Source organism: Cytobacillus oceanisediminis, from assembly GCF_022811925.1.
GTDB lineage: Bacteria > Bacillota > Bacilli > Bacillales > Cytobacillaceae > Cytobacillus > Cytobacillus oceanisediminis_D.
On sequence record NZ_CP065511.1, the window covers coordinates 4,139,996 to 4,163,631 of the forward strand.

The following is a 23,636-nucleotide window of genomic DNA, read 5'->3' on the forward strand; positions in this document are numbered from 1 at the left end:
TGCCCTATAGACCGATGGTTGTTTCATAGCTTGTATATCGCTCTAAGCAATTAATTGCCCGTTCCCGGTCCTCTTCAGTCTGAAAGCTGATAACCAGGACTCCATAGATTTCTTCTCTTGTTTCCAGTATTCTGATATTCGTAATGCTGATTTCTTCCTTGGCTAAATATCCAGTGATTTCTGAAATGACACCAGGGTAGTCCGGCACATCGACGAAGAGATCATAAAATGCCGGAATTGCCCCTTTTTCTTTTTGCGGAAGTTCATCCCTGAACAGTTTTGCACTGGAAAAATACTCAAAAATGCCCTCACTGTTTTCTTGCTTGAGGATTGATTTAACATTCTCCATTTCTTCCTGCCAATCCTCCATTAACTTAAGCAGCACTTCTTTATTCTGAAGAAGAATATCTCTCCACATTGCAGGGCTGCTGGAGGCAATTCTGGTAATATCCCTGAATCCGCCAGCAGCCAGTCTTGGAATCAGCTTTTGCGAACGGCTTGTCTTTTCTGCCTGATGGACAAGAGAAGCAGCCACCATATGCGGGAAATGGCTCACGATACCAGTTATATAATCATGTTCTTCAGGCGATATGGTTAGAAATTTTGCTTTCGTCCCTGAGAGCCATTCTTTTAACCTTTCAACCTCTGCTGGGGAAATATGATCTTCAGGAGTGAGCAGATAAAAGGCATTTTCAAAAAGCAATGCTTTTGCTGCTGTGACACCGCTCTTATGGGAGCCTGCCATCGGGTGGCCTCCGATAAAAGCAATTCCTTTTTCCTTCAGTACCTTAGCACAGCTGACAATTCCCTTTTTAGTGCTGCCTGCATCCGAAATGATGACCGTGCTTTTCAATTCACACTCATTTAATATATGTATAATTTTTTGTGTTTCCTGCACAGGTGCAGCTATTAAAATTAAATCGGCGTCCCTTGCCCCATCTTCAATAGTAGCAGAAATTTCATCTGCGACCCCAAGCATTTCAGCAAGGCGTCCCTGCTCTTTATTTACATCAAAGCCGATGATCATGCTCTCACTATGGCTTCTTTTTATTGATAATGCCAAAGAACCGCCGATCAAACCAAGGCCGATAATAAAGATTTTCCCTCTCATCCTCTCACCGCCTTATTAAAAATAATTCAGAGGCATCTCTGTGCCTCTGAATGGATATCAAAAAAGTATTAATACTAAGAGCTCCAATATTGCCTACAATGCTGCAGCCTGCTTTGAAAGGTATTGATCCATTGCGGCAAGTACTCCATCATTCTGTTCCTTGGAACCTACTGTGACACGGACATATCCCTGGAAGCCAAGTGCTTTGCCGGAACGGACGATATACCCTTTTTCAAGCAAAAATTGAAACACTTCATTTGAATCGGCATTAAAGTTGATTAAAATGAAATTCCCCTGTGAAGGGTAGTATTCCAGTCCATGTGCTTCACAGAAAGTATAGAATTGTTCCAGTCCTTCCCGATTTTTCTGTCTGCACTCTTCGATAAAATTCTGATCCCCAATGGCTGCAGCAGCTGCAGCCTGAGCAAACTTGTTTACATTGAATGGCTCCCTAACCGGCTCCAGAGCTTTGATAGTTTGAGGATCTGCAATTCCATAGCCTACCCTAAGGCTTGCTAAGCCATAAATTTTCGAAAATGTACGCAGGACAATCAAATTTTCGAATTTCCGGATCAAATCCAATGCATTGTAGTAATCCTCAGCTATAACATATTCATAATAAGCTTCATCAAGGACAACCAATACATCACGAGGCACCTTTTGCAGAAAGGAAAGCAATGAAGATTCATTAACATAGTTCCCTGTCGGATTGTTTGGACTGCAAACCCATACTACAGCTGTGTTTTCATCGATAGCAGCCAGCATTCCATCAAGATCATGTCCCCCATCAATTAATGGAATTTCCCTTATTTCCGCACCTTCTACTACAGCATTATGCCTATATTGAGGGAATGTTGGCGCAGCCATAACAGTATTTGTTTCTGGACTTAATAAAGCTCTTGAAATCATTTGAATAATTTCATCCGAGCCGTTGCCAAAAATCAGCTGATCTTCCTGTATGCTTAGGTGTCCAGCCAGAGCCGTCCGCAGTTCAGAAGCATAACCATCGGGATACAGCGCAAAAAATGATGGTGACTGATTCATAGTAAAAAGAACTTTTTCAGAGCACCCAAACGGATTTTCATTTGAAGCAAGCTTAACTATTTTCTCCAGACCGTATTCCTTTTTTACTTGATCAATTGATTTTCCCGGCTGGTAAGGAGTTAAATTCAACAGCTGTTCCTTCCATTTCATTCAAATCCACCTCTTTTTCATCACTTTTACTTATTATCGTATTAAAGTATTATTTGATCTGCTCCTATATTATCACAAAACTCTCCATTAAGGAGAGTCTGTGGTCTTTAGATCTGGGCGAAGCTGGATGGCATCACGCAAATATATATGATAGATATTCTGCTGAGGGGCATCTGTATTCACATGCATCATAACCCTAATACAATTCCGAAGTGATCCTTCAACAGGTATTTCTCTCATGCACATGACAGGAACATAAGTCCAGCCCTCTATTGAACGCATTGCCTTTGCGGGAAAGGCTGCTGTTAATTCTTCCGTAACGGATATAAACACAGAAGCAACATCCTCAGATTTAATCTTATTCTCCCGAATCATTTGTCTGATCAGCAGCTCAGTTGCTTCTAATACCTCAGACTCGCTATTCTTCTCTACGGTGACGGCTCCCCTCACCCCTCGAATCACTTGCAGCACCTCCCAAAGCTGATTCACCAGCCTTTTTATCTCTTATTAATAAAGTCTGCCTTGTTTAATTTAAAAATATTGCAAGCTCCTGCAGAATCAAGTCATCAGAAACCTGGTGTATAACGGGACTGCCCACTTCTTTTAAAAGAACAAAGCGGACCTTCTGGCCTTCTGATTTTTTATCCTGTTTCATCCGTTCCAGCAGTTTAGAATGTGATAAATCTTCCGGGAGATCGGTTTTGTAGCCAAGCTGATCAAGCCAGCGCCGGAAATCGTTAACATCAAAACGCAGATCAAGCATTTTTTCACTTAATTGGAGTGCGAATAGCATTCCTACTGCGACAGATTCTCCATGTGTCCATTCTCCATAGCCTTTTTCTGCTTCGATTGCATGACCCAGGGTATGGCCGAAGTTCAAGAATGCACGAACACCAGCTTCCTTTTCATCCTCAGCAACGATCCTGCCTTTGATTTCTATTCCCTTTGTAAGCATCCCTCTTAATTCATCAGAAGGAAGGCCATCAAGCGAGCGGATGCTGTTTTTAAGACTCAAATAAAAGTTCATATCATTTATCAAGCTATGCTTTATAACTTCTGCAAACCCTGAGCGCCACTCTTTTTGAGGAAGGGAATCAAGAAAATCCAAGTCATAAAATACGGCTTGAGGCTGATAAAAAGACCCCACCATATTTTTTCCTGAAGGATGGTTGATGGCAACTTTCCCCCCAACAGCGCTATCATGCGCCAATATGGTAGTAGGAATCTGAATGAAAGGTATCCCCCTCATAAATGTGGCTGCCACGAAACCTCCCAAATCTCCGACAGCTCCCCCGCCAAACGCCAGAATAAGAGATTTTCGGTCAAGCTTATGTTCTAAAGCAAATGACAAGCATTGATAGTAAACTTCAAATGTTTTGGCTTTCTCCCCGCTAGGCACTGTGCAGACTTTTGCCTCTATATCCTTAAGTGCTGCTTCCAGCGCAGGCAGATGTATGTCCCGGACCGTTTCATCTGTGATTATCATTAAATTCGTCATGGCCGGAAAAGTATCTTTAATATATGATCCCAATGCCTCAATTGCTCCAGCCCCTATATAAACGGGATAGGTCCTGCCAGGTGTTTTGATTGAAATACTATTCATTAAAACTCCCTCGCAAATTTTCTTTGCTGTTCAACCGAAGCTTTTAATGCTTCAAACCGGTCAGAATAAAATTGATCCACAATGGCTGAAGCCAGTTCCCAGGCAATTACATTTTCTGCAACGACTGCAGCTGCTGGTACTGCACAGCTGTCAGAACGCTCTATGCTTGCTGAGAAGGGTTCCTTTGTTTCAATGTCGACACTTTGAAGGGGCTTATAGAGGGTTGGAATTGGTTTCATCACTCCTCTGACGACGATAGGCATACCCGTTGTCATGCCCCCTTCTAAGCCGCCAAGCCGGTTCGTTTTCCGATAATAGCCTTTTTCAGGATCCCATGCGATTTCATCATGAACTTCACTTCCAGGCTTCCTTGCAGCCTCAAAACCAATGCCAAACTCAACACCTTTAAAAGCATTAATGCTCACCATTGCACCTGCAAGCTTCGAATCTAGCTTACGGTCATAGTGTACATAACTTCCAACTCCCGGAGGCATGCCTTCAACAATAACCTCCACTATTCCGCCAATGGAATCGCCATTTTCTTTCGCGGAATCAATGGCATCCATCATTTTTTGGCCGGCATCCTGATCCAGACAGCGGACAGGCGAATCTTCTGTGATTTCCTTTAACTCCTTTAGTGAAGAATAATCCCTTTTGCCTGAAACAACCCCGCCAATTTCAATAACATGTGCTGCAACTTCAATCCCCAATTCAGAGAGCAGTTTTTTCGCAGCCGCACCGGCTGCCACCCTCACCGTGGTTTCCCTGGCTGAAGATCGCTCCAACACATTCCTCATATCCCTGTGCCCATATTTAAGGGCTCCATTTAAGTCAGCATGGCCTGGACGGGGACGTGATATTTTTCTCTTCACTTCACCCTCATCCTCAGGATTAAGAGGGTCCTGACCCATAATTTTTGTCCAATGCTTCCAATCATTATTCTCAACAACAAGTGCCACCGGCGATCCCAATGTATATCCATGCCTGATCCCCGCTGTTATTTGAACAGTATCCTTTTCAATTTGCATCCTTCTGCCTCTGCCATAGCCTTTCTGGCGTCTGGCAAGCTCTTCATTTATATCTGAATCAATCAGCGGCATTCCTGCAGGCAGCCCTTCTATTATAGTGGTCAGCTGCGGTCCGTGAGATTCACCAGATGTAAGATATCTCAAAACTCTTTCCCCCTTCAACTCATTAAAGGATTATGTATCAATATAACATAATGATAAATATAAGAATAGATAAAATTGAAAATTCCTATAATATTTTATTTCTTCTTATGAATGGAGCCATTTTAACACGAATAGATATTTACTACAAAACGGAAATTCACAATAGAAAAGAGAATGATAGTAAATCATCCTCCATGCTGTTACTATTTTTATTCTTTTCTATAAAAGAAGGTTTCAGCAGATTCCAAGTGATAGCGGCCAGAGTTAAAAATCTGTTCAGTGCTCCCAACAAAGAATATGCCATCTTTTCTTAATGCGCTGCTGAATTTGTGATAAAGCTGATCCTTAGCTTCCTCTGTAAAATAAATGAGAACGTTCCTGCATACAATTAAATCAAACGGCCCGCCAAAATCGTCTGCAAGGAGATTTTGCTTTTTAAAAATTACCGTCTTTTTTATATCCTCGGATACTTTATAGTAACTTCCTTCACGCCTAAAGAACTTAAGTCTCATCGTTTCAGGAACTTCATTAAGCGAACGTTCTGGGTATACACCCATCCGAGCCCTCGCAAGGGCATTTTCATCAATATCTGTTGCAGTAATCTTTATTTGGGATATTGGCAGCAATTTTGATAAAATCATGGCAATTGTATAAGGCTCTTCACCAGTGGAGCATGCTGCGCTCCAGATTTTCAGATTCCTATTCTGCTCTAATAGCCCCGGCAGGATTTTTTTTTCGAGCACCTCCCACCTCTGCGCATTACGGTAAAATTCAGAAACATTTATCGTCATCCTGTCCAAAAAATCATTCAGGAGCTCCCTATCCTTAACTATGCCATTAAAAAAATCTCCAAATGAATTAAAGCTTTTTTTCTCATACAATGATATGAGCCTTCTCTTCATTTGTGCTTCTTTGTAGAGAGAAAGATCGATTCCTGTTTTTCTTTTTATATTTAGAATAAAATCCTGATAATCGTTAGCCATTCCTTTTCCCCTCTGATAATAATTGGTGAGCTTATGGCTTCTATTCTCCATGCCCGCCCAGCTGCAAAAATGAATTCGGTTACAAAAAAAGCACTTGTCAGGGACAAGTACTTTTTTGAATATTAGTTAATCCATTCATTCATTAGTTTTTTGTATTCCACTTTTTCTTCCTCTTTGAAGAAAAGGCCGATTTCACGTTCTGCACTTGCCGGTGAATCTGATCCATGGATTACATTTTTTCCAACTGTAATGCCGAAATCTCCGCGGATTGTTCCAGGAGCAGCATCTTTAGGATTTGTTGAACCCATCATCTGACGAGCTGTAGCGATAACATTTTCACCTTCCCAAACCATTGCGAATACTGGTCCGGACGTAATAAAGTCAACAAGTTCTCCGAAGAATGGACGCTCTTTATGCTCTCCATAATGCTCTTCCGCAAGTTCCTGGCTAATGCTCATTAGCTTGCCGCCTACAAGCTGAAAGCCTTTCTTTTCGAAACGGGAAACGATTTCCCCGATTAGATTGCGCTGTACTCCGTCTGGTTTAACCATTAAAAATGTTCTTTCCATTGAATTCCACTCCTAAAACTTATGTATAGTGATTTATGTTAATCCACGAAAATATTAACATTGTTTTGAAAATTTAGCAACAGAAATTTGAAAGCGCTTTTAATTTAAATTTTCCTCATAAACATAAATTGCCGGCACCCGAAAAAGTGCTGGCAATTAATTGTGTGGATTAAAATTTTCTTTTGCCTATAAACTTTGCAATATCCCGCAAAGCTTTCTTTGACCTGGAAGGAGGCAGCTCTTCCAGAACCCCCAAAGCTTTTTGCAGATATTTATCACTAATTTGCAAAGATTTTTCAATTGCACCGGAGTCTTTGACCAAGGCAATTATTTTCTCTATATCACTTCGTTCAGTTCCTTCGTGGACTCTGCTGATCTGATCACAGATGATGCTGTCCTCCATTGCAAATAAAGCAGGGAGTGTAATGTTTCCCTGATGGAGATCTCCTCCTGCCGGCTTGCCAAGCTCTTTTTCTGTACCGATAAAATCCAGGACATCGTCAATAATTTGATAGGACATTCCCACAAAATAGCCGAATTTAAAGAGCTTTTTATGTATATCTTCCTCTACATTAGCCGCGATGCCGCCAAGCTGACAGCTCACGGCAATAAGCATGGCTGTTTTCCTTTTAATTCTACGGAAATATGTCCTAATATTCTGGTCATAGTTATACTTATCTTTAATTTGCTCAATTTCACCTATGCACAGTTCCACAAGTGTATGAGATAGAATTTTGTGAGCATGCGGACTTTCCACATTGGTTATTAACTCCAAGGCACGCGCAAAAATATAATCACCGGTATACATGGCAATCTTATTATCCCATTTTGCTTTAATGGTAGGCTGCCCCCGGCGCAATTCTGCATCATCAATAACATCATCATGGACAAGCGACGCCATATGGATAAGCTCCAATGATACCGCTACGTTTTTAATTTTATTAATATCGTATTCTCCAAACTTCGCAGCAAGCAAAACGAAAACTGGGCGGATTCTTTTCCCCCCGGCCTGCAGCAGATGCAGGGAAGCCTGATGCAATAGAGGAGACTCAGCTTTAATCGTCTCCTCAAGCTCGTTCTCTATAACAGTTAAATCTGAATTTAAAAATGAATACATCATTTTCAATTTCATTTGCTTACTCACCCAGCTTATCGATCCCGTCTGATCTATTCTCTATCGTTCGATGAGAAACATACAGAACAAGTTTTTATTTTTATTTCGTTCCAATGTGTACTGCAGCCACACCGCCGCTATAAGGCTTAAATGTGACATTCTCAAAGCCTGCTTCCTCAAACATTCCTGCAAGTTCTTTCATCCCTGGAAAGTCTCTGGCTGATTCCTGCAGCCAGGAATATTCATTAAAGCTTTTGGCAAACAGCTTGCCAAACATAGGCATGATAAAACGGAAGTAGAAATAATAAGCCTGCTTGTATCCGAACAGAGTTGGCTGAGAAGTCTCCAGACACACTGCTATACCGCCAGGCTTTGCAACACGGTGCATTTCTTTTAATACCTGCAGATAATCCGGAACATTGCGCAGACCAAAACCGATTGTAACATAATCGAAGGAATTGTCCGCAAAAGGAAGCTCCATTGCATTTCCATGCACAAGCTCCACTTGCTTCAGTTTCCGATCCTTAATTTTTTCCTCGCCGATTTTCAGCATATTTTTACTGAAATCCAAACCTACTACTTTACCGCTTTCTCCTACGGCTTCAGCAAGCGCTATGGACCAATCGGCTGTACCGCAGCATACATCAAGAGCTTTTGAACCCTTTTGAACATTCATCTTTTTCATTGTATCTTTGCGCCATCTTAAGTGCTGCTGAAAGCTGATGACTGAATTCATTTTATCGTAGTTGCCATAAATCTTTTCAAATACGCTATGAACACGTTCTTCTTTTGATTGCTGCATATTTTATCCTTCTTCCACAAAAGTTTTAGCCACAGACTGACTATTATTGAAAATACAGTGAATACGCTGCTCTAATAATTCATTTGCAAGAGGAAATTTCCTCAGTGATTGATCAACCAAATTCCTTGAAAAATCAATATATCTGTCACAAATGAGAATCAGATATCTCCGCTGCTCCGCAGACATGTCTTTCACTTTTGGGAAAGTCAGCTTTTTAAGGGCTTCAAAAACAACTGAGGTGCCTTCCTTCATGAACTGCTGCTTCTCTGCAATCAGGCGCTTGATGAATAAAAGATTGGATATTACCTCTTTCCAAGCTGCCTTGCTGAATGCATCAGCCAGTTTTTCAAAAAGTGACGCCTCAACTTTTTTGACTGAATTCATCAGGCTGTCAACTGCATCAGGAGACTTCTGATATAGCGAAATTTTATGCTCATTTACATCTTTTATCCCATCTGCGAAGGCCCTGATCATTCGGATATCATCAAAAGCTGCGAGAATCTTGTAATATAAACCGCTGTAATAAACACCTGCAAGGACAGTAAGCTGTCTATGTTTAAGACCTTTGTCTTCAGATTCATCGTTCTTAACAAGTTCATGGGTATCAAGGGCGATTTGGATAAGCATTGCAGTTACTGCATATTTTTCTGCTTTTGAGTCGGGTATTTCCACATCATCCAGGAAAGAGATTAGAAGCAGAAGCTTGTCTTCATCAATAACAGGAGAATCAATATACCTGAGCAGATAAGGGTGGTTAACTTTTTTCTCAATCTGTTCTTTAACATCTGCTAATTTAATCTTCACATCATGCATGCCATCACCCTTGTTTCCCCTTAGTTTTCTTTTTTCCATAGCCGCGATTTCTCCATGTGAATACTGCGACAAAGAGAACGGGCACATATTGTCTTATACATCTTATCTATTTTTAGCCAATTCATTGATTACTATTAATTGTAAAGGGCAAAAAAAAGCCTTTTACCCGGTATCTTGTATTCAAGAGAAATAATCAAGCAGAGACAATTATATCATAAATTACAGGAACATGTCAGGACATTCTCTTGTGAAAATATCCTATCCTTCTATTCAAAGGGAAAGCTATTTCTTAGCCTCACTTTCAAGTTCCCCGTAGCTTGTCATTATTCTTGCATTCCCCCGGATCTTAATCGCAGACGTATGCTCGGTAAATTGTGCAATCATTACTTCTCCCTGGTCAAGTTTTTCTGAATGGTGGAATCTTGTATCAGAGCCTCTTGTTAACCCTATTACATTAACACCGTCTTCTTTGGCTTTTATCACAATATAATCATTTCCTGATGGACTTTTCTTTTCCTTTTCCATTCATACCATCCTTTGCTTAATATTGTTCATTTTAATAATTACTTACAAAAAAAGGCTAAAAGTTTTATCTTTCAGCCTTTGACCTTTTATAGCCTGAACTCACCATTAACAGAGCTCTAATTTTTATTGTTTAATCAGCGAAAGGACTTCAGCCCGTGCTCTTGCATCCTCTGCAAACACGCCTCTTACTGCTGATGTCACCGTTTTTGAACCAGGTTTTTTAACACCGCGCATTGTCATGCACATATGTTCCGCTTCTACAACGACCATTACACCATGGGGCTCAAGCTTTTCCAGGATGGAATTTGCTACAGTAGATGTAATGCGTTCCTGAAGCTGAGGACGCTTTGCAACTGCCTCTAGCGCTCTGGCAAGTTTGCTTAAACCTGTTACTCTGCCGCCCCTCGGGATGTAAGCTACATGAGCAACACCAAAGAAAGGCACAAGGTGATGTTCACACATAGAGTAAAATGGAATATCTTTAACTAAAACAAGTTCTTCATGATCTTCGCCAAATACTGTTTCAAAGTATTCTTTAGGATCCTGGTTAAGCCCCATAAAAACTTCTTCATACATTTTTGCGACTCGCTTTGGCGTATCAAGAAGCCCTTCACGATTCGGGTCTTCACCGATTGCCTCTAATATTAAACGCACCGCATCTTCTATCTGGGCACGATTTACTTCTGCCATAATTATGCCTCCTATGTATTAACACTGTGGTAATAATATGTTCATATTAGCATAACCCTTTCATTCAGGCAAAACGAAACTTCCGTGTCTTTCACTAATATAAATAAACTGCTCTTTCCCCTGTGGTCAGCACGATTTCAGATCGGATAAAAAAGAAAAAACCGCGAATATTCGCGGTTTTTAGCTCAAGCATAAGCTTTAAGCACTTGTATGTAGATTATTTAACTGCATCTTTAAGCGCTTTACCTGGTTTGAAAGCAGGAACTTTGCTTGCAGCGATTTCGATTTCTTCGCCAGTTTGCGGGTTGCGTCCTTTACGGGCAGCACGCTCGCGAACTTCAAAGTTACCGAAACCGATTAGTTGTACCTTATCACCATTTTTCAAAGCATCAAGGATTGTATCGAAAACAGCATCAACTGCTTTAGTCGCGTCTTTTTTAGAAAGTTCGCCAGCTTCAGCAACTGCGTTAATTAGTTCTGTTTTGTTCATGCCTTTCACCTCCTCCCAAATATGGATAAAACCCAGTAAAATAAGATTCCTTACATACATTTGTAAACAAAATTACTGAATTCTATACGTTATGGCGTTTTTTTGTTTAACAAGCCTTATAATAAATGATAAATTGAAATTTTTCAATCCAAAAATCATTATAAACCCTTTAAATATAAGGGTTTTGGCCACCATAACGGTAATTCTGTTAAAAGATTATCACAATCAAATGCTGTTATCAAGAATATTTCATTATTTAATGGGAATCTTTTCTTCTTTGCAACATATTTGTAATAAGTTGACCTGTTTTTATTACCCTAATGGAGCGTTTTAAAACACTATTATAGAAACCGCAGGATAAAAAATAAAAAAAGACTCCAAAAGGAGCCTTCATTAAAGAATTATAGCAATTAATCCGCCAGAGCCTTCGTTGATGATTCTTTCTAATGTTTCTTTCAGTTTGTATCTTGCATTTTCAGGCATTAGGGAGAGTTTGGCCTGAATTCCTTCTCTTACGATGGAGCTTAGGCTGCGTCCAAAGATGTCGGAGTTCCAGATTGAAAGCGGATCGTCTTCAAAGTCCTGCATCAGGTAGCGGACAAGTTCTTCACTTTGCTTTTCTGTTCCGATGATAGGTGAGAATTCAGATTCCACATCTACTTTAATCATATGAATGGATGGAGCAACGGCTTTTAGTCTTACACCAAAGCGAGATCCATGGCGTGTAATCTCCGGTTCATCGAGGCTCATATCAGCAAGCGAAGGAGCAGCAATGCCGTAGCCGGTTTGCTTCACCATTCTCAGTGCATCGGAAATTTGGTCATACTCTGCTTTAGCATGGGCAAATTCCTGCATAAGCTCGAGCAAGTGGTCTTTTCCGCGGATTTCAACACCCACTATCTCTTTAAGGACCTCATCGTAAAGATCGTCTGGCGCATATAAGTCAATTTCGGCTACTCCCTGCCCCATTTCAATTCCTGCAAGGCCTGCCCGGTCAATGAATTCAAAGTCGCTGAATTGATGGACCACACGGTCAACATCTCTTAGCCTCTTTATATCCTTAACCGTTTCTTTAACAGCTTCCTGATAGCTTTCACGAAGCCAGTGATCTTCACGCAGCACCATTACCCAGCTCGGAAGATTTACATTGACTTCCAGTACCGGAAACTCATAAAGAGCTTCACGCATAACGTTTAGTACATCTGATTCCCTCATGCCCTCAACACTCATGGCCAGGACAGGGATATCGTATTTTTCAGCGAGATTATTTCTCAGTGCATCCGTATTTGGGTGGTGAGGCTGGACACTGTTAATGATCATGATAAATGGCTTGCCAACTTCCTTTAACTCTTCAATAACCCTTTCTTCGGCTTCCAGGTAATTCGCCCGCGGGATTTCTCCAATTGTTCCGTCAGTTGTAATCACCACTCCGATAGTTGAATGCTCCTGAATCACCTTTCTTGTTCCTATTTCAGCAGCTTCATGAAAAGGAATCGGCTCTTCATACCAAGGTGTATTGATCATTCTCGGGCCGTTTTCGTCTTCATAGCCCTTCGCCCCCGGTACTGTATATCCCACACAGTCCACGAGCCTGATATTTACATCCAGCCCTTCTGCAACATGTACTGTAGCAGCCTGGTTAGGGACAAATTTCGGTTCTGTTGTCATAATTGTCTTGCCGGCAGCACTTTGAGGAAGCTCATCCTGTGTGCGGGCACGCTCTGCTTCATTCTCCATATTTGGCAGAACAACTAGTTCCATAAACTTTTTTATAAATGTAGATTTGCCTGTGCGAACTGCGCCAACTACTCCAAAATATATATCGCCGCCAGTTCTTTCGGCAATATCTTTAAAAATATCAACCTTTTCCAAGTGATCCCCTCCTGAAATCTTGAGTTAATGGGATAATATTATCCTATCTATTATGTTTGGACATTATATGTGTATGATGTTGTCCTACATTGTTATGACAGTTTTTTTAAATTTTTACCCCCCTATCAGGAATGTGCACTGCACCTGCCAGCCCAGCTGGAAATCGGCAATCCTATGACAGTCTGAAACGGACAGCTGACCATCCCAAATTTCCTTTTTTATTTACTAACTCCCCTTACTTCTTTATTTCTTTACCTTTATGCTTATAGTCAATAGTTGAAGAGTGGTTATAAAAGTATATAAAAAAATAACCCTTCTCCTACAATATATTTTGCAGGAGAAGGGTTATGACTATTTCACCAAAAAGATTGGATCATTCGTGCCGGGATCAATTGTATAAGGCAGAGAATAGGCGGGAACAAAATCAGAATCCTCCACAAGAAGATCTCTAATATCTTCTCCAGGTTTAGGCTTGTTTTCCTTACTTTCCAATGCCTGATATAAATCAGCCCGATAATCCACATATACCTCTGCATTGCCGGTAACGACATACGGGAGGCTCTGGCCGCTGTATGGACTGAGGGCTTGAGGTTCTTCCTTAAACCCTAATTTTTTGAAATCCATTGTAAAGACATTTTCAGCAATCTGCTCTTTATATGGCGGGAACCCATGTGCCTTAACCCTCAGGTTAATATCTCTAATGGTTTCAGCAATTCTTAAATCAAAAATCTTCACTTTCGGATCTGTTTCTGCATCAACGATCACATATTGAAAAACTCCGCCTGATTCAAAGGCATTCCCAGGCGGCTCTGCCATATATTCCGGGGCAATTTTCTTAAAGTCAATTGGATACTTTTGATAAATAGGGGTTGTCTGATCCTTGGTTTTAATCGGCAGAAGGCCGCCATTTGCTTCCCGATATTGGTCCACTGCCGACTGGACAGACTGGAGCTGATCCTTGTAGGCTATCTGATTTTGCGATAATTTCTCTTCAGGATACATACAGCCCGTCAGAATCAAAGCACCGCTCAACAAAAGCAAAAACATGTTAAAAGCTTTTTTCATTTAATCAACCCTTTATGTAAAAGTGCTAGCTGCTTGTCGGACCGCTGAACACGACAATCACTATAATAATCCCGCTTATTATCATTAAAAAGTAGGCAACAATGGCTGTTATAACCTTAAAAACTCCAGCTTTCAGCTTGTAGCGGCTAAGATAAATTAATATTATAGATAAAAACATAAATCCCATTGAAGCAAGGGATATCCACATTTTCATTAAAGCCGGCGACATACAAATCAACTCCCTTTTCCGAAATGTATTATAACATATTAAATGAATAAATCTAAAAGCTTTTCATTACGAAAAAAATTAAGCACAAAAAAACTGAGGCAAAGAAGGGGCAATTCTTTACCTCAGCCATTTGACTAAATAACCCAGCACCCTGTTCATTACACTAGTTTGCTTCGTTGCATTGTATGCAGGAACCTGCTGTCTCGCATCATCTAATGCCTATATTTTTCAATTAATAAACATTTCAATTCTTTTTATTCCCGCTTTGATCTTCCAAAACGTTCGCAAGATCTTCCATCTCATGTGTTTTTCCTCTTGCCATCAGAAGATCAACAGCATCCTTCGCATTAACATTATTAAAAAGAACATCATACAGGACAGTGGTAATCGGCATTTTCACGTCATATTTTTGAGCCAGCTGATGCGCTGCCTTTGTTGTCCTGACTCCTTCTACGACCATGCCCATATTATCAAGGACTTCCTGCAGATTATGGCCCTGTCCAAGAAGGTTGCCTGCTCGCCAATTGCGTGAATGGACAGAAGTGCATGTAACGATCAAATCACCGATTCCCGCTAATCCAGAGAAAGTAAGCGGGCTTGCCCCCATCTTCATACCGAGACGGGCAATTTCAGCAAGACCTCTGGTTATCAGGGCTGCCTTTGCATTGTCTCCATAACCTAAGCCATCTGTAATTCCAGCTGCAAGGGCAATAATATTTTTTAAAGCACCGCCAATTTCCACTCCAATGATATCCGGGTTTGTATATACTCTGAAATTGTTATTGATAAACAAATCCTGAACCTTTTCGGCAGCGTCCATATTTTTTGATGATACCGTAACAGTAGTTGGATGCCGCAGACTAACTTCTTCTGCATGGCTTGGGCCAGAGAGTACCACTACACTATCCAGAAGATTTACTGGCATTTCTTCTTCAATCATTTCAGAAATCCGGAGAAGTGAATCAGGTTCAATGCCTTTACTTACATGTACAATGGTAAGGGGCTCTTTTCTAATTCCCTTGATCTTGCCGATTACTTCACGAATGGCCTTTGTCGGCACTGCCAAAATCAAAGTGTCTGTTCCGGTTAAAGCCTCTTCAAGCGAAGTGTATCCTCTTATTCCTTCAGGCAGATGTATCCCTGATAAATATTTTTGATTCATATGCTGCTTATTGATTTCCGCTATCTGATCAGGATTATGGCCCCACAGTCTGACGTCATGCCCATTATCCGCAAGCACCATCGCCAGGGCAGTACCCCAGCTGCCGGCACCTGCTACAGCTACACTTTCTATTTTCCGCTCCATTTGATCACTGCCTTTTAATGTATTTGGATGCATCAAAAATTCATCCGATTCTCCCTGCCAGACAACAATAAAGCTTTCTGGCTGGCGTCATCGCATTATTTTCTTTCCCTTGCAAATATCTTAATAGGTGTGCCTTCAAAGCCAAAAGCGTCTCTAATTCTGTTTTCCAGGAAACGTTCATATGAAAAATGAAGAAGTTCAGGATCATTAACAAACACAACAAATGTCGGCGGCTTCACAGCAACCTGTGTTGTATAATAAATTCTTAGGCGTCTTCCTTTATCTGTAGGTGTCGGATTCATCGCAACAGCATCCATGACGACATCATTGAGGACGCTTGTTTCAACACGCAGAGCATGGTTTTCACTGGCTGTGTTAATCATTGGGATTAGGGTGTGAATACGCTTTTTCGTTTTAGCTGAAAGGAAAACAATTGGTGCATAATCAAGGAATTGAAAATGCTCACGGATATTTTGTTCAAAAGCCTTCATTGTTCTCTCATCTTTTTCAACAGCATCCCACTTATTGACAACAATAACAACAGCTCTGCCTGCTTCATGAGCATAACCGGCAATGCGCTTGTCCTGCTCGATGATTCCTTCTTCCCCATCGATGACCACTAAGACAACATCAGAGCGTTCGATTGCCCGCAAAGCTCTCAGTACACTGTATTTTTCTGTTGTTTCATAGACTTTCCCTTTTTTTCGCATTCCTGCAGTATCGATGATGACATATTCCTGTCCATCAACTTTCACCTTCGAGTCGATAGCATCTCTCGTGGTGCCTGCGATATTGCTGACAATGACCCGTTCTTCGCCAAGCATTGCATTTACAAGAGAGGATTTCCCGACATTCGGGCGCCCAATTAATGAAAACTTAATGACATCTTCTCCATATTCAGTTTGGCCATGTTTCGGGAAATGCTTGGCTGCTTCATCAAGCAAGTCTCCAAGACCAAGCCCATGAGAACCTGAAATAGGAAATGGTTCACCAAAGCCAAGTGCATAAAAGTCATAAATTAAATCCCGCATCTCAGGGTTATCGATTTTATTTACCCCAAGTACTACAGGCTTTTTGGCTTTATATAAAATTTTGGCAACTTCCTCGTCTGCAGAGGTAACACCCTCTCGCCCGTTTACAAGAAAAATGATAACATCTGCTTCATCTATCGCAATTTCTGCCTGAAGGCGAATTTGCTCTAAAAATGGCTCGTCCCCAATATCAATTCCGCCTGTGTCAATAATATTAAAATCATGAGTCAGCCATTCTGCCGAACTATAAATCCTGTCCCTTGTCACTCCCGGAATATCTTCGACAATGGATATCCGTTCTCCTACAATTCTGTTAAATATCGTTGATTTTCCAACGTTAGGACGCCCGACAATAGCCACCACTGGTTTTGCCATGAACATCACCCTTTCAATTCTTTATTCTTAAATTGTTTAAACATCCCATCTATGTTCCAGAAATGCCTTTACCTTAAGTAAGCATACAGATGGCTGTCCACAATAACACTACATTGATGTTAAAACCATCCAAACAGCTGTACATTTATAAAATAAACCCTTCTCAAAGATAGAAGGGTCTAACTTAGATATTTTAACAAAGAGAAACCTTCCTAGCAATAGAAAAAGCGGAAGGCGCCCGCTTATCGGCTTATGACCTCGAGCCGATTGCGCCTGGAGCTAGACAGTTATCGAAGTTCAAAGATATAATTTCTGATTTATAAAAACTTGGAAGCCTCATTAATGCTTAACAATTACATATAGTTCTTCTGTTAAAGCATGGGCAATACCGTCAAGAATTGCTTCAAGATTGGCTGCGATGATTTGCATTTCTTTTTTATCTTCACAATGAAATACGGCGGTTCCTGATGGTATCTTGGATGGATTTGTTGTAATTGCAGCCAGTATGAATTTTTCAAGCACCATACGCTAACTTCCTTTCCCATTCGTTTGCCGTTCAGTAGGCATCCTAATCGCGTTTTCGAGTGTTGGAACCGCTTCGATGATTTTTATGGCTTTATTGATATTCTTTTCCTGCGGCAATACAAATACCCCAACACGCCCATCATCCAGGTCCCTTTTCGCAAGCGGAACAAGCGCAGGAGTCCCGGAATCCCGGTAAACACCCAAAGCAGTAGAAACATCATGCAATATAGCCTGCCTCTGCCCAAGATTGGCAATGGTGGAGCGGGCATTGAAATTTTTAGGTTTTAAAATAAATCCCATCCCATATCGCAGCACTTCCTCTTGTCTTTCGGGCAAACCTATATTCATGATATAAATATTGTCCACATACAAGCCCGCTCCATCAAATCGCGGCTCCACAAACTCAACTTCAACGATTTCCTTCAGCCTTCCCCCTGACATTAATTTCTTGGAAATAAGCACGGCCAGAATGGCTGCCGCAAGCCCTCCCCATATATTAAATACCAGATAGCCAAGCGTACTTAAAAAAGATGTGAAAATCACAAGATAATTTCTGCTTTCGAAGGCGATCGCCACACCTTCTATATACGTTTTGCCTCTGGGAACCATTTCGTAGCTGTCCAGTTCAGTAAGCGTGTTTCTCTCCATGTTTCTGACTTCCCTAAACTGGGATGCAGCAAGGGTCAGAAAGGTAATGGCTGTGAATTCTTCCTCCATTATTGAAGGAATGGCCACCGTTCCCAGACCAGCAGCAATGAATCCCAATGCAACGTGTATAATCTTTCCATGTAAGTATGTAGGATATTGCCGGTAATCGGTCCGCAGCATATAAATACGGGTCAAAGTTCCAGCTGCCAGACCAAAAAGTATCGGGTACGTATATTCGCTCATGATAATTTTTGTTTCTCCCTTTCGAAATGTTTAAAGTTGGCTTCAATATATTTGACGGCCCATTGCCCTGCAATCCATACGGCCGATATGGAAACAGAGATTGCCATGATATCCAGAAAGGCCAATGATCCAATAGTGTACGGAAAGGAAAATTGTTTAAGAATAAGCGCATATAGAACTTCTCCCTGGATGCCCCCGAGCAATATTAAAGGCAGTCTGAGCATTCTGTTTTTTTGCAGGAGAACTGCCATATAAACAAGAAGGACTGACAGCATCCAATTCCGGGAGAATATTACCCAAACAGGATCAAACAGTTCAAACAGATGAAATGTGACATAGGCCATCATCAGGATGAAAGCACAAAAAAGGAAATAAAATTTACTCAGTTTTTTTAATCTCCCAGCAAAAATATATAAAGATATAATCAAAAAAAGGCCACCGATACTAGTTTCAACATTGAAGATTTTAAGTGTCCAGGGTGACAGCATAATGAAGAATAAAATCCAGGCAGACAATAGAAACCTGTATTTATTATTTCGATCCATAAAAAAAGTCGCCATAATCCAAACCATCCAGGAAATCCAATAGAAAATTAATCCTTCCATCCTCTACCTCCTATCATTTCCATTATGGCTTTTTCGTATGTAAAATAACCCTGCAACTTCAAAAGGATAATTCCTTTGGAATCAAAGTTATCTTTTTGCATAATTCTTTTGCACTCATTTCATCTTAATAACATGGAGGTGTTTAATATGGGCAAAGACAGACAGGAAAAAAAACTTAAAAATAGCGGAAAAGTGGAATCCGATCGCGACCAGGCACTTCATTATCCTGGAGCTGCCAAGATGCAGAGTCCCGAAGAAGCCAGATCTTTGAATGATTCAAAATACAGTTAAAAAAGAAAAGCGGAAGCGCCTTGCTCACAAAGGAACGCAGACTAAGAACGCCACGTCCTGTGGCAACGTCTGCATGACCCACATCCTCCCAAAAGCTGCCGCTTTTGGTCGTGCGATGATTAGGCTGACGAAGCCTTCCTTGTCCTGTGGGCCTCAAGCACAAGACGAGCCTGCTGGAAAGGCGTTTTTTGCCTTTTTGGGAGGCTTGCCCGAAATGTGGAGGCGACTGCCCAGGGACGACCAGCATAAGACGAGCCCTGCAAGAAGGTGTTCTTTCCTTCTGGAAGGGATTGGCTTATGTCTCGAGTCCCTAGGAGCCGAAACTGGACAAGCTTGTGACCTCGAGGGGGTAGACGCTCCTCTTAAAAGCTAACGCTTTTAATCGTGCGATGATTAGGCTGTCGAAGCGTTCCTTGTGGAGCTAGACAGTTATCGATGTTCAAAATTTAATATATACTTTCTCTTGAAGGCAAAAAAATAGCTCTCGTCATTTGACGAGAGCTTTACTTTTGTATTATCCGCTGGGAATATGCCTTTGTATCAATGCCACGTTCATTCAGCCAATGATGGGTCCTTTCAGTTATGATAATTGGAGCCTGCTGAAGCTGGGCGATGTTTGCTGCCCCCAAGGCAGTCATGATCACTTTCAATTCGGTATTCATATTGTTAATCTCTTCAATGAGTGCTTCAAGTCCTTCTTTCATGAGAACTTTCAAAAAGTATCCCGCCATCCCTGCAGCTCCTGCACCAAGAGCAATTGCCTTAGCTATTTCATGGCTTGTCTGGATGCCCCCCGAAGCTATGACAACAATATCTTTTTCCAAAGATGCAGCTTCTGCAATGGAGACAGCTGTCGGGATTCCCCACTCATTGAAAAACGTTAACAGTCTCTCTCTTCTTGCATTTTCTATGCGGGAGAAATTCGTTCCGCCAAATCCGCCAATATCGATTGCTGTAACACCGGCTGATGCAAGCATTGAAACTGTTTCTTTATTTATGCCAAATCCCACTTCTTTTACAACTACTGGAACTTCAGAATGGGAGACGATATTTTCAATTCTTTTTAAGGCACCCCGAAAATCACGGTCACCTTCAGGCATGGTCAATTCCTGGACAACATTTAAATGAATTTGCAATGCATCTGCTTCAATCATATCAACCGCTGCTTTTGCCTGATCGATTGTAGCTTCGCTGCCTAAGTTGCCAAAGATTATTCCACCGGGGTTTTCTCTCCTGACAACCCTGTAGGATTCTGCTTCACTTGGATCCTTCAGTGCAGACATTTGAGACCCTACTGCCATAGCAAGGCCTGTTGATCTGGCAGCCAGGGCGAGATCCCGGTTAATTTGAACCGTTCTTTCTCCTCCTCCCCCTGTCATGGCATTTATAAAAATTGGCGAACTTAATGAAAGTTCGCCAATTGAAGTGCCTAAATCAGCCTGATCAAGAAACGCATCAGGAAGACTTTGATGAATAAATGCAATATCCTCTAAACCGGTATTGCTGTTTTGGCCCGTTGCCAAAGCATGCTGGATATGATCCCATTTACGTTTTGATCTAGACAAAATTTATCACCATTACTTTTTTAAATTCTTTAGCTGGTCGCCTATCATATCACCAAGCGAGAAGCCTTTATTTTCTTCAGGAAGTTCATAGTCAGTCACTTCTTCCTGTTCTTTTTCAAGAAGATCTTTGATGCTCAGTGACAGGCGCTGGTCCTGTTCGTTCACATCAAGAACCTTTACTTTTATTTCCTGTCCTTCGCTCAATACTTCGTGAGGAGTTCCAATATGCTTATGCGCAATTTGAGAAATATGGACAAGGCCTTCCACACCTGGAAAAACTTCAACAAATGCTCCATAAGACACAAGTCTTTTTACTGTTCCTTCAAGAGTGCTTCCTTTAGGAGCCTTTTCACTGATATTATCCCATGGCCCTGGCAAAGTCTCCTTAATGGAAAGTGAGATGCGTTCATTATCCCGGTCTACACTTAAAACCTTCACTTTCACTTTTTGGCCTTCTTCCACAACATCTGAAGGCTTCTCTACATGCTCATAAGAAAGCTGGGAAATATGGACAAGACCATCGATCCCGCCGATATCAACAAATGCTCCAAAGTCAGTAATTCTTTGAACTGTTCCATCCAAAACCTGACCTGCCTGAAGGGATTCAAGCACTTGGTGTTTCTGTTTTCCTTTTTCTTCCTCTATTACAGCACGGTGAGAAAGAATCAGGCGATTTTTATCTTTATCAAGCTCTACAATTTTAAATGTCATCGTTTTGCCTTTATAATCAGTAAAGTCCTCAACAAAGTGAGCTTCAACCAGGGAAGCAGGAACAAATCCGCGCACACCCAAGTCTACTACTAAGCCGCCTTTAACAACATCTTTTATTTCTGCTTCAAAAACTTCACCCTCATTGAATTTCTTTTCAAGGGTTTCCCAGGATTTCCCGGCATCAACTTTTCGTTTAGAAAGAATAAGGGCTTCTTCCTCCACTTTTAAAACTTCAAGCTCGAGCTCATCTCCTTCTGAAACCGCATCGCTTGCTTTTTCAATATGAAGGCTTGAAAGCTCGCTAATTGGGATAATCCCATCCAATTTGCTGTCAGCAAGGTCAACAATGACTTGCTTTTCTTCAACTTTGGTAACTTGGCCTTTTACCTTGTCACCCACCTCAAAATTTTTAACTTCTACTTGATTCATTTCCTCTGACATATGTATTCCTCCTTAATCCAATGGCTGCTTTCAAATTTTTAATCTGTATTCAACTGCCTGCCATCCAGGCAAGAACCCTGTGTCAGCAGCAGAAATACTCGAATGGCTATTTATTTTGCAGGCTTTTTTTCAACTGTTGTTGAATGTCTCTTTCTGCCCTCATATAAAAATTGTTCAGTAAAGGACAGCCTAATTTTTCGAATATTTTCGCCTTTTTAAAAAATGCCTTTTTACTAACTTCTTACAAAAGAAGTTTTTTGTCAAGCGGGAAGGTCTATGAATAATCTTCAATTAATTTACGTATTTCTGACATAATCAATTCGGTGGTTTCCTCCGCCGAAGCCTTTCTTTCCCTTAGCTCTTTCATATCAATTGGTTTACCGTAAACAACTTTTAATTTTGAAAAAGCTTTATAAGGGCCAATAATGGCGCAGGGAACGACATGCGCTTCTGACCTGAGAGCAAAAAAACCTGCACCCGCCAGTCCTTTCCCCAGCTGCCCCGTTTTACTTCTAGTACCCTCTGGAAACAGCCCTAAAACATTACCTTCTTTTAAGATTCCAAGCCCTCTTCTTAATGCCTCCCTGTCACTCATTCCTCTCTTGACAGGAAATGCGTTTAGATCGGGAAGAATTTTCCCCAGAACCGGTACATTAAAAAGCTCTTCTTTGGCCATAAAATAAACTGGCCTTGGAGCATTAATGCCGACTACCGGAGGATCGAGATTATCTATATGATTGGAGCATAAAAGGACGCCCCCTTCAGCAGGAAAGTTCTCCTTCCCAATTACTTCAAATCTGTATATGGGTTTTAGAACTCCATAGACTGCTGCTTTGGCAAAAGAATAGAGATTCACTTTGAACCAATCCTTTCAATAGCCAGATCCATTATCTTATCGACTACCTGTCCAATTGACAAAGAAGTTGTATCAATCTCCTTTGCATCATCTGCTTTCTTTAAGGGAGCTACTTCACGCTCAGAGTCCAGTTTGTCCCTTAAGGAAATTTCTTCCCTCAACTTTTCAAGATCAGATGGATATCCCTTCTGGATATTTTCGTTATGTCGCCTTACAGCTCTTTCATCGACAGAGGCTAAAAGGAAAATCTTTACTTCTGCATGGGGCAGGACATGGGTTCCGATATCCCGGCCATCCATTACCACTCCTCCATTTAAAGCAAAGCTTTGCTGGCGCAGTACCATTTCTTCTCTAACCAGCTTATGCATGGAAACTATAGAAACAGAATTTGTCACTTCAGAAGTCCTGATTTCATTTGTCACATCCTGCCCGTCCAGATAAATTAATTGCCCTTTTTCGCCTGGCTGCAGTTCAATACCTGTATTGTTTAGAATCTCCATAAGAGAAGCTTCATCTTCAAGACTTGCATTCTTCTGAATCGCTTTATAAGTCAAGGCGCGATACATGGCACCAGTATCAATATATATGTAAGATAATTTTTCTGCCACAATCTTTGCTACTGTACTTTTCCCTGCAGCAGCTGGGCCGTCAATTGCAATTGATATACGTTTGCTCATAGTTCCTCCTGTACCCCTGGCCGCTTCTTCCCCAGGTTCATTCAGCTTTATTTTAACATAATAAGTCTGCATCAGTGCATAATTAAGCTGTTTTTTAAGTCTTGCAAATTTTTTAAAATAGCCCCTAAAA

At 41.1% G+C, this 23,636-nt stretch carries 26 protein-coding genes; 1 reads left to right on the plus strand and 25 read right to left on the minus strand.

Annotated features, from left to right (window positions below; all coding sequences use genetic code 11):
• Positions 1 to 4 precede the first annotated feature (4 nt).
• The 21 genes from IRB79_RS20725 to IRB79_RS20825 form a co-directional block, all read right to left on the minus strand.
• The gene (locus IRB79_RS20725; protein ID WP_243504610.1) at positions 5 to 1,111 is read right to left on the minus strand and encodes a prephenate dehydrogenase; all 1,107 of its coding nucleotides are present in this window, start codon (positions 1,109 to 1,111) and stop codon (positions 5 to 7) included.
• Between the two features lie 93 nt (positions 1,112 to 1,204).
• Complete coding sequence (hisC, locus tag IRB79_RS20730) at positions 1,205 to 2,305, minus strand: histidinol-phosphate transaminase (RefSeq protein WP_243504611.1); 1,101 nt, start codon at positions 2,303 to 2,305, stop codon at positions 1,205 to 1,207.
• 87 nt (positions 2,306 to 2,392) lie between these two features.
• Positions 2,393 to 2,767 carry a chorismate mutase gene (aroH, locus tag IRB79_RS20735; protein ID WP_243504613.1) on the minus strand — a complete coding sequence of 125 codons (375 nt, stop codon included), beginning with the start codon at positions 2,765 to 2,767 and terminating at the stop codon, positions 2,393 to 2,395.
• Between the two features lie 64 nt (positions 2,768 to 2,831).
• A complete protein-coding gene (gene aroB, locus IRB79_RS20740) occupies positions 2,832 to 3,908 on the minus strand; it encodes a 3-dehydroquinate synthase (protein ID WP_243504614.1) in 1,077 nt (358 codons plus the stop codon).
• Positions 3,908 to 5,080, minus strand: coding sequence for a chorismate synthase (gene aroC, locus IRB79_RS20745; RefSeq protein WP_243504616.1), 1,173 nt, complete (start codon positions 5,078 to 5,080; stop codon positions 3,908 to 3,910). Before aroC ends, aroB begins: the two co-directional genes overlap by 1 nt.
• A gap of 209 nt (positions 5,081 to 5,289) precedes the next feature.
• Positions 5,290 to 6,063 (minus strand): CheR family methyltransferase, encoded by a 774-nt coding sequence (locus IRB79_RS20750; RefSeq protein ID WP_243504618.1) that lies wholly within the window; start codon positions 6,061 to 6,063, stop codon positions 5,290 to 5,292.
• A 122-nt stretch (positions 6,064 to 6,185) separates the two neighbouring features.
• Positions 6,186 to 6,632, minus strand: coding sequence for a nucleoside-diphosphate kinase (gene ndk / locus IRB79_RS20755; RefSeq protein ID WP_026584608.1), 447 nt, complete (start codon positions 6,630 to 6,632; stop codon positions 6,186 to 6,188).
• A 169-nt stretch (positions 6,633 to 6,801) separates the two neighbouring features.
• Complete coding sequence (gene hepT / locus IRB79_RS20760; protein WP_243504620.1) at positions 6,802 to 7,764, minus strand: heptaprenyl diphosphate synthase component II; 963 nt, start codon at positions 7,762 to 7,764, stop codon at positions 6,802 to 6,804.
• Positions 7,765 to 7,846: 82 nt separating this feature from the next.
• Positions 7,847 to 8,548 (minus strand): demethylmenaquinone methyltransferase, encoded by a 702-nt coding sequence (gene menG, locus IRB79_RS20765; protein WP_243504622.1) that lies wholly within the window; start codon positions 8,546 to 8,548, stop codon positions 7,847 to 7,849.
• A 3-nt stretch (positions 8,549 to 8,551) separates the two neighbouring features.
• A complete protein-coding gene (locus IRB79_RS20770) occupies positions 8,552 to 9,400 on the minus strand; it encodes a heptaprenyl diphosphate synthase component 1 (protein WP_243504623.1) in 849 nt (282 codons plus the stop codon).
• A gap of 243 nt (positions 9,401 to 9,643) precedes the next feature.
• Complete coding sequence (gene mtrB / locus IRB79_RS20775) at positions 9,644 to 9,886, minus strand: trp RNA-binding attenuation protein MtrB (protein ID WP_243504626.1); 243 nt, start codon at positions 9,884 to 9,886, stop codon at positions 9,644 to 9,646.
• Between the two features lie 123 nt (positions 9,887 to 10,009).
• The gene (gene folE, locus IRB79_RS20780) at positions 10,010 to 10,576 is read right to left on the minus strand and encodes a GTP cyclohydrolase I FolE (protein WP_243504628.1); all 567 of its coding nucleotides are present in this window, start codon (positions 10,574 to 10,576) and stop codon (positions 10,010 to 10,012) included.
• A 217-nt stretch (positions 10,577 to 10,793) separates the two neighbouring features.
• Positions 10,794 to 11,066 (minus strand): non-specific DNA-binding protein Hbs, encoded by a 273-nt coding sequence (gene hbs, locus IRB79_RS20785; protein ID WP_009332755.1) that lies wholly within the window; start codon positions 11,064 to 11,066, stop codon positions 10,794 to 10,796.
• Positions 11,067 to 11,459: 393 nt separating this feature from the next.
• Positions 11,460 to 12,938 (minus strand): stage IV sporulation protein A, encoded by a 1,479-nt coding sequence (spoIVA, locus tag IRB79_RS20790; RefSeq protein ID WP_243504631.1) that lies wholly within the window; start codon positions 12,936 to 12,938, stop codon positions 11,460 to 11,462.
• A gap of 351 nt (positions 12,939 to 13,289) precedes the next feature.
• Complete coding sequence (locus IRB79_RS20795; RefSeq protein WP_243504633.1) at positions 13,290 to 14,003, minus strand: hypothetical protein; 714 nt, start codon at positions 14,001 to 14,003, stop codon at positions 13,290 to 13,292.
• 25 nt (positions 14,004 to 14,028) lie between these two features.
• On the minus strand, positions 14,029 to 14,232 hold the full coding sequence (locus IRB79_RS20800) for a DUF2768 domain-containing protein (protein ID WP_035330135.1): 204 nt from the start codon (positions 14,230 to 14,232) through the stop codon (positions 14,029 to 14,031).
• Positions 14,233 to 14,476: 244 nt separating this feature from the next.
• Entirely contained in the window at positions 14,477 to 15,538 is a 1,062-nt protein-coding gene (locus IRB79_RS20805) for an NAD(P)H-dependent glycerol-3-phosphate dehydrogenase (protein ID WP_279401066.1), read from the minus strand.
• A 95-nt stretch (positions 15,539 to 15,633) separates the two neighbouring features.
• Positions 15,634 to 16,944, minus strand: coding sequence for a ribosome biogenesis GTPase Der (der, locus tag IRB79_RS20810; protein ID WP_243504635.1), 1,311 nt, complete (start codon positions 16,942 to 16,944; stop codon positions 15,634 to 15,636).
• Between the two features lie 339 nt (positions 16,945 to 17,283).
• Entirely contained in the window at positions 17,284 to 17,469 is a 186-nt protein-coding gene (locus tag IRB79_RS20815; protein ID WP_243504637.1) for a capping complex subunit for YIEGIA, read from the minus strand.
• Positions 17,470 to 17,472: 3 nt separating this feature from the next.
• On the minus strand, positions 17,473 to 18,360 hold the full coding sequence (locus tag IRB79_RS20820; RefSeq protein ID WP_243504638.1) for a YIEGIA family protein: 888 nt from the start codon (positions 18,358 to 18,360) through the stop codon (positions 17,473 to 17,475).
• Positions 18,357 to 18,965: a YphA family membrane protein gene (locus tag IRB79_RS20825; protein WP_243504640.1), complete on the minus strand. Its 609-nt coding sequence runs from the start codon at positions 18,963 to 18,965 to the stop codon at positions 18,357 to 18,359. Before IRB79_RS20825 ends, IRB79_RS20820 begins: the two co-directional genes overlap by 4 nt.
• A gap of 147 nt (positions 18,966 to 19,112) precedes the next feature.
• Between IRB79_RS20825 and IRB79_RS20830 the strand changes: the two genes are divergently transcribed.
• The gene (locus IRB79_RS20830; protein WP_113884518.1) at positions 19,113 to 19,256 is read left to right on the plus strand and encodes a YpzI family protein; all 144 of its coding nucleotides are present in this window, start codon (positions 19,113 to 19,115) and stop codon (positions 19,254 to 19,256) included.
• 503 nt (positions 19,257 to 19,759) lie between these two features.
• On the opposite strand, the gene fni is transcribed toward IRB79_RS20830, so the two are convergent.
• The 4 genes from fni to cmk form a co-directional block, all read right to left on the minus strand.
• Positions 19,760 to 20,821 (minus strand): type 2 isopentenyl-diphosphate Delta-isomerase, encoded by a 1,062-nt coding sequence (fni, locus tag IRB79_RS20835; protein WP_243504641.1) that lies wholly within the window; start codon positions 20,819 to 20,821, stop codon positions 19,760 to 19,762.
• Positions 20,822 to 20,833: 12 nt separating this feature from the next.
• A complete protein-coding gene (rpsA, locus tag IRB79_RS20840) occupies positions 20,834 to 21,973 on the minus strand; it encodes a 30S ribosomal protein S1 (RefSeq protein ID WP_243504643.1) in 1,140 nt (379 codons plus the stop codon).
• A gap of 274 nt (positions 21,974 to 22,247) precedes the next feature.
• Positions 22,248 to 22,829, minus strand: a complete 582-nt coding sequence (locus IRB79_RS20845) for a lysophospholipid acyltransferase family protein (protein ID WP_243504645.1) — start codon at positions 22,827 to 22,829, stop codon at positions 22,248 to 22,250.
• Positions 22,826 to 23,506, minus strand: a complete 681-nt coding sequence (cmk, locus tag IRB79_RS20850; protein WP_243504647.1) for a (d)CMP kinase — start codon at positions 23,504 to 23,506, stop codon at positions 22,826 to 22,828. The genes IRB79_RS20845 and cmk overlap by 4 nt, the downstream gene beginning before the upstream one ends.
• Between the last annotated feature and the right edge of the window lie 130 nt (positions 23,507 to 23,636).

What these genes read in the sequence shown, in the direction of transcription:
- aroB (WP_243504614.1), bottom strand. Translation starts at nt 3,908, where the DNA reads ATGAATAGTATTTCAATCAAAACACCTGGCAGGACCTATCCCGTTTAT.
- IRB79_RS20820 (WP_243504638.1), bottom strand. Translation starts at nt 18,360, where the DNA reads ATGAGCGAATATACGTACCCGATACTTTTTGGTCTGGCAGCTGGAACT.
- hepT (WP_243504620.1), bottom strand. Translation starts at nt 7,764, where the DNA reads ATGAAATTGAAAATGATGTATTCATTTTTAAATTCAGATTTAACTGTT.
- hbs (WP_009332755.1), bottom strand. Translation starts at nt 11,066, where the DNA reads ATGAACAAAACAGAACTAATTAACGCAGTTGCTGAAGCTGGCGAACTT.
- IRB79_RS20825 (WP_243504640.1), bottom strand. Translation starts at nt 18,965, where the DNA reads ATGGAAGGATTAATTTTCTATTGGATTTCCTGGATGGTTTGGATTATG.
- mtrB (WP_243504626.1), bottom strand. Translation starts at nt 9,886, where the DNA reads ATGGAAAAGGAAAAGAAAAGTCCATCAGGAAATGATTATATTGTGATA.
- folE (WP_243504628.1), bottom strand. Translation starts at nt 10,576, where the DNA reads ATGGCAGAAGTAAATCGTGCCCAGATAGAAGATGCGGTGCGTTTAATA.
- IRB79_RS20750 (WP_243504618.1), bottom strand. Translation starts at nt 6,063, where the DNA reads ATGGCTAACGATTATCAGGATTTTATTCTAAATATAAAAAGAAAAACA.
- IRB79_RS20830 (WP_113884518.1), top strand. Translation starts at nt 19,113, where the DNA reads ATGGGCAAAGACAGACAGGAAAAAAAACTTAAAAATAGCGGAAAAGTG.
- cmk (WP_243504647.1), bottom strand. Translation starts at nt 23,506, where the DNA reads ATGAGCAAACGTATATCAATTGCAATTGACGGCCCAGCTGCTGCAGGG.
- IRB79_RS20795 (WP_243504633.1), bottom strand. Translation starts at nt 14,003, where the DNA reads ATGAAAAAAGCTTTTAACATGTTTTTGCTTTTGTTGAGCGGTGCTTTG.
- IRB79_RS20770 (WP_243504623.1), bottom strand. Translation starts at nt 9,400, where the DNA reads ATGGAAAAAAGAAAACTAAGGGGAAACAAGGGTGATGGCATGCATGAT.
- ndk (WP_026584608.1), bottom strand. Translation starts at nt 6,632, where the DNA reads ATGGAAAGAACATTTTTAATGGTTAAACCAGACGGAGTACAGCGCAAT.
- rpsA (WP_243504643.1), bottom strand. Translation starts at nt 21,973, where the DNA reads ATGTCAGAGGAAATGAATCAAGTAGAAGTTAAAAATTTTGAGGTGGGT.
- IRB79_RS20815 (WP_243504637.1), bottom strand. Translation starts at nt 17,469, where the DNA reads ATGGTGCTTGAAAAATTCATACTGGCTGCAATTACAACAAATCCATCC.
- IRB79_RS20800 (WP_035330135.1), bottom strand. Translation starts at nt 14,232, where the DNA reads ATGTCGCCGGCTTTAATGAAAATGTGGATATCCCTTGCTTCAATGGGA.
- menG (WP_243504622.1), bottom strand. Translation starts at nt 8,548, where the DNA reads ATGCAGCAATCAAAAGAAGAACGTGTTCATAGCGTATTTGAAAAGATT.
- IRB79_RS20805 (WP_279401066.1), bottom strand. Translation starts at nt 15,538, where the DNA reads ATGGAGCGGAAAATAGAAAGTGTAGCTGTAGCAGGTGCCGGCAGCTGG.
- hisC (WP_243504611.1), bottom strand. Translation starts at nt 2,305, where the DNA reads ATGAAATGGAAGGAACAGCTGTTGAATTTAACTCCTTACCAGCCGGGA.
- IRB79_RS20725 (WP_243504610.1), bottom strand. Translation starts at nt 1,111, where the DNA reads ATGAGAGGGAAAATCTTTATTATCGGCCTTGGTTTGATCGGCGGTTCT.
- der (WP_243504635.1), bottom strand. Translation starts at nt 16,944, where the DNA reads ATGGCAAAACCAGTGGTGGCTATTGTCGGGCGTCCTAACGTTGGAAAA.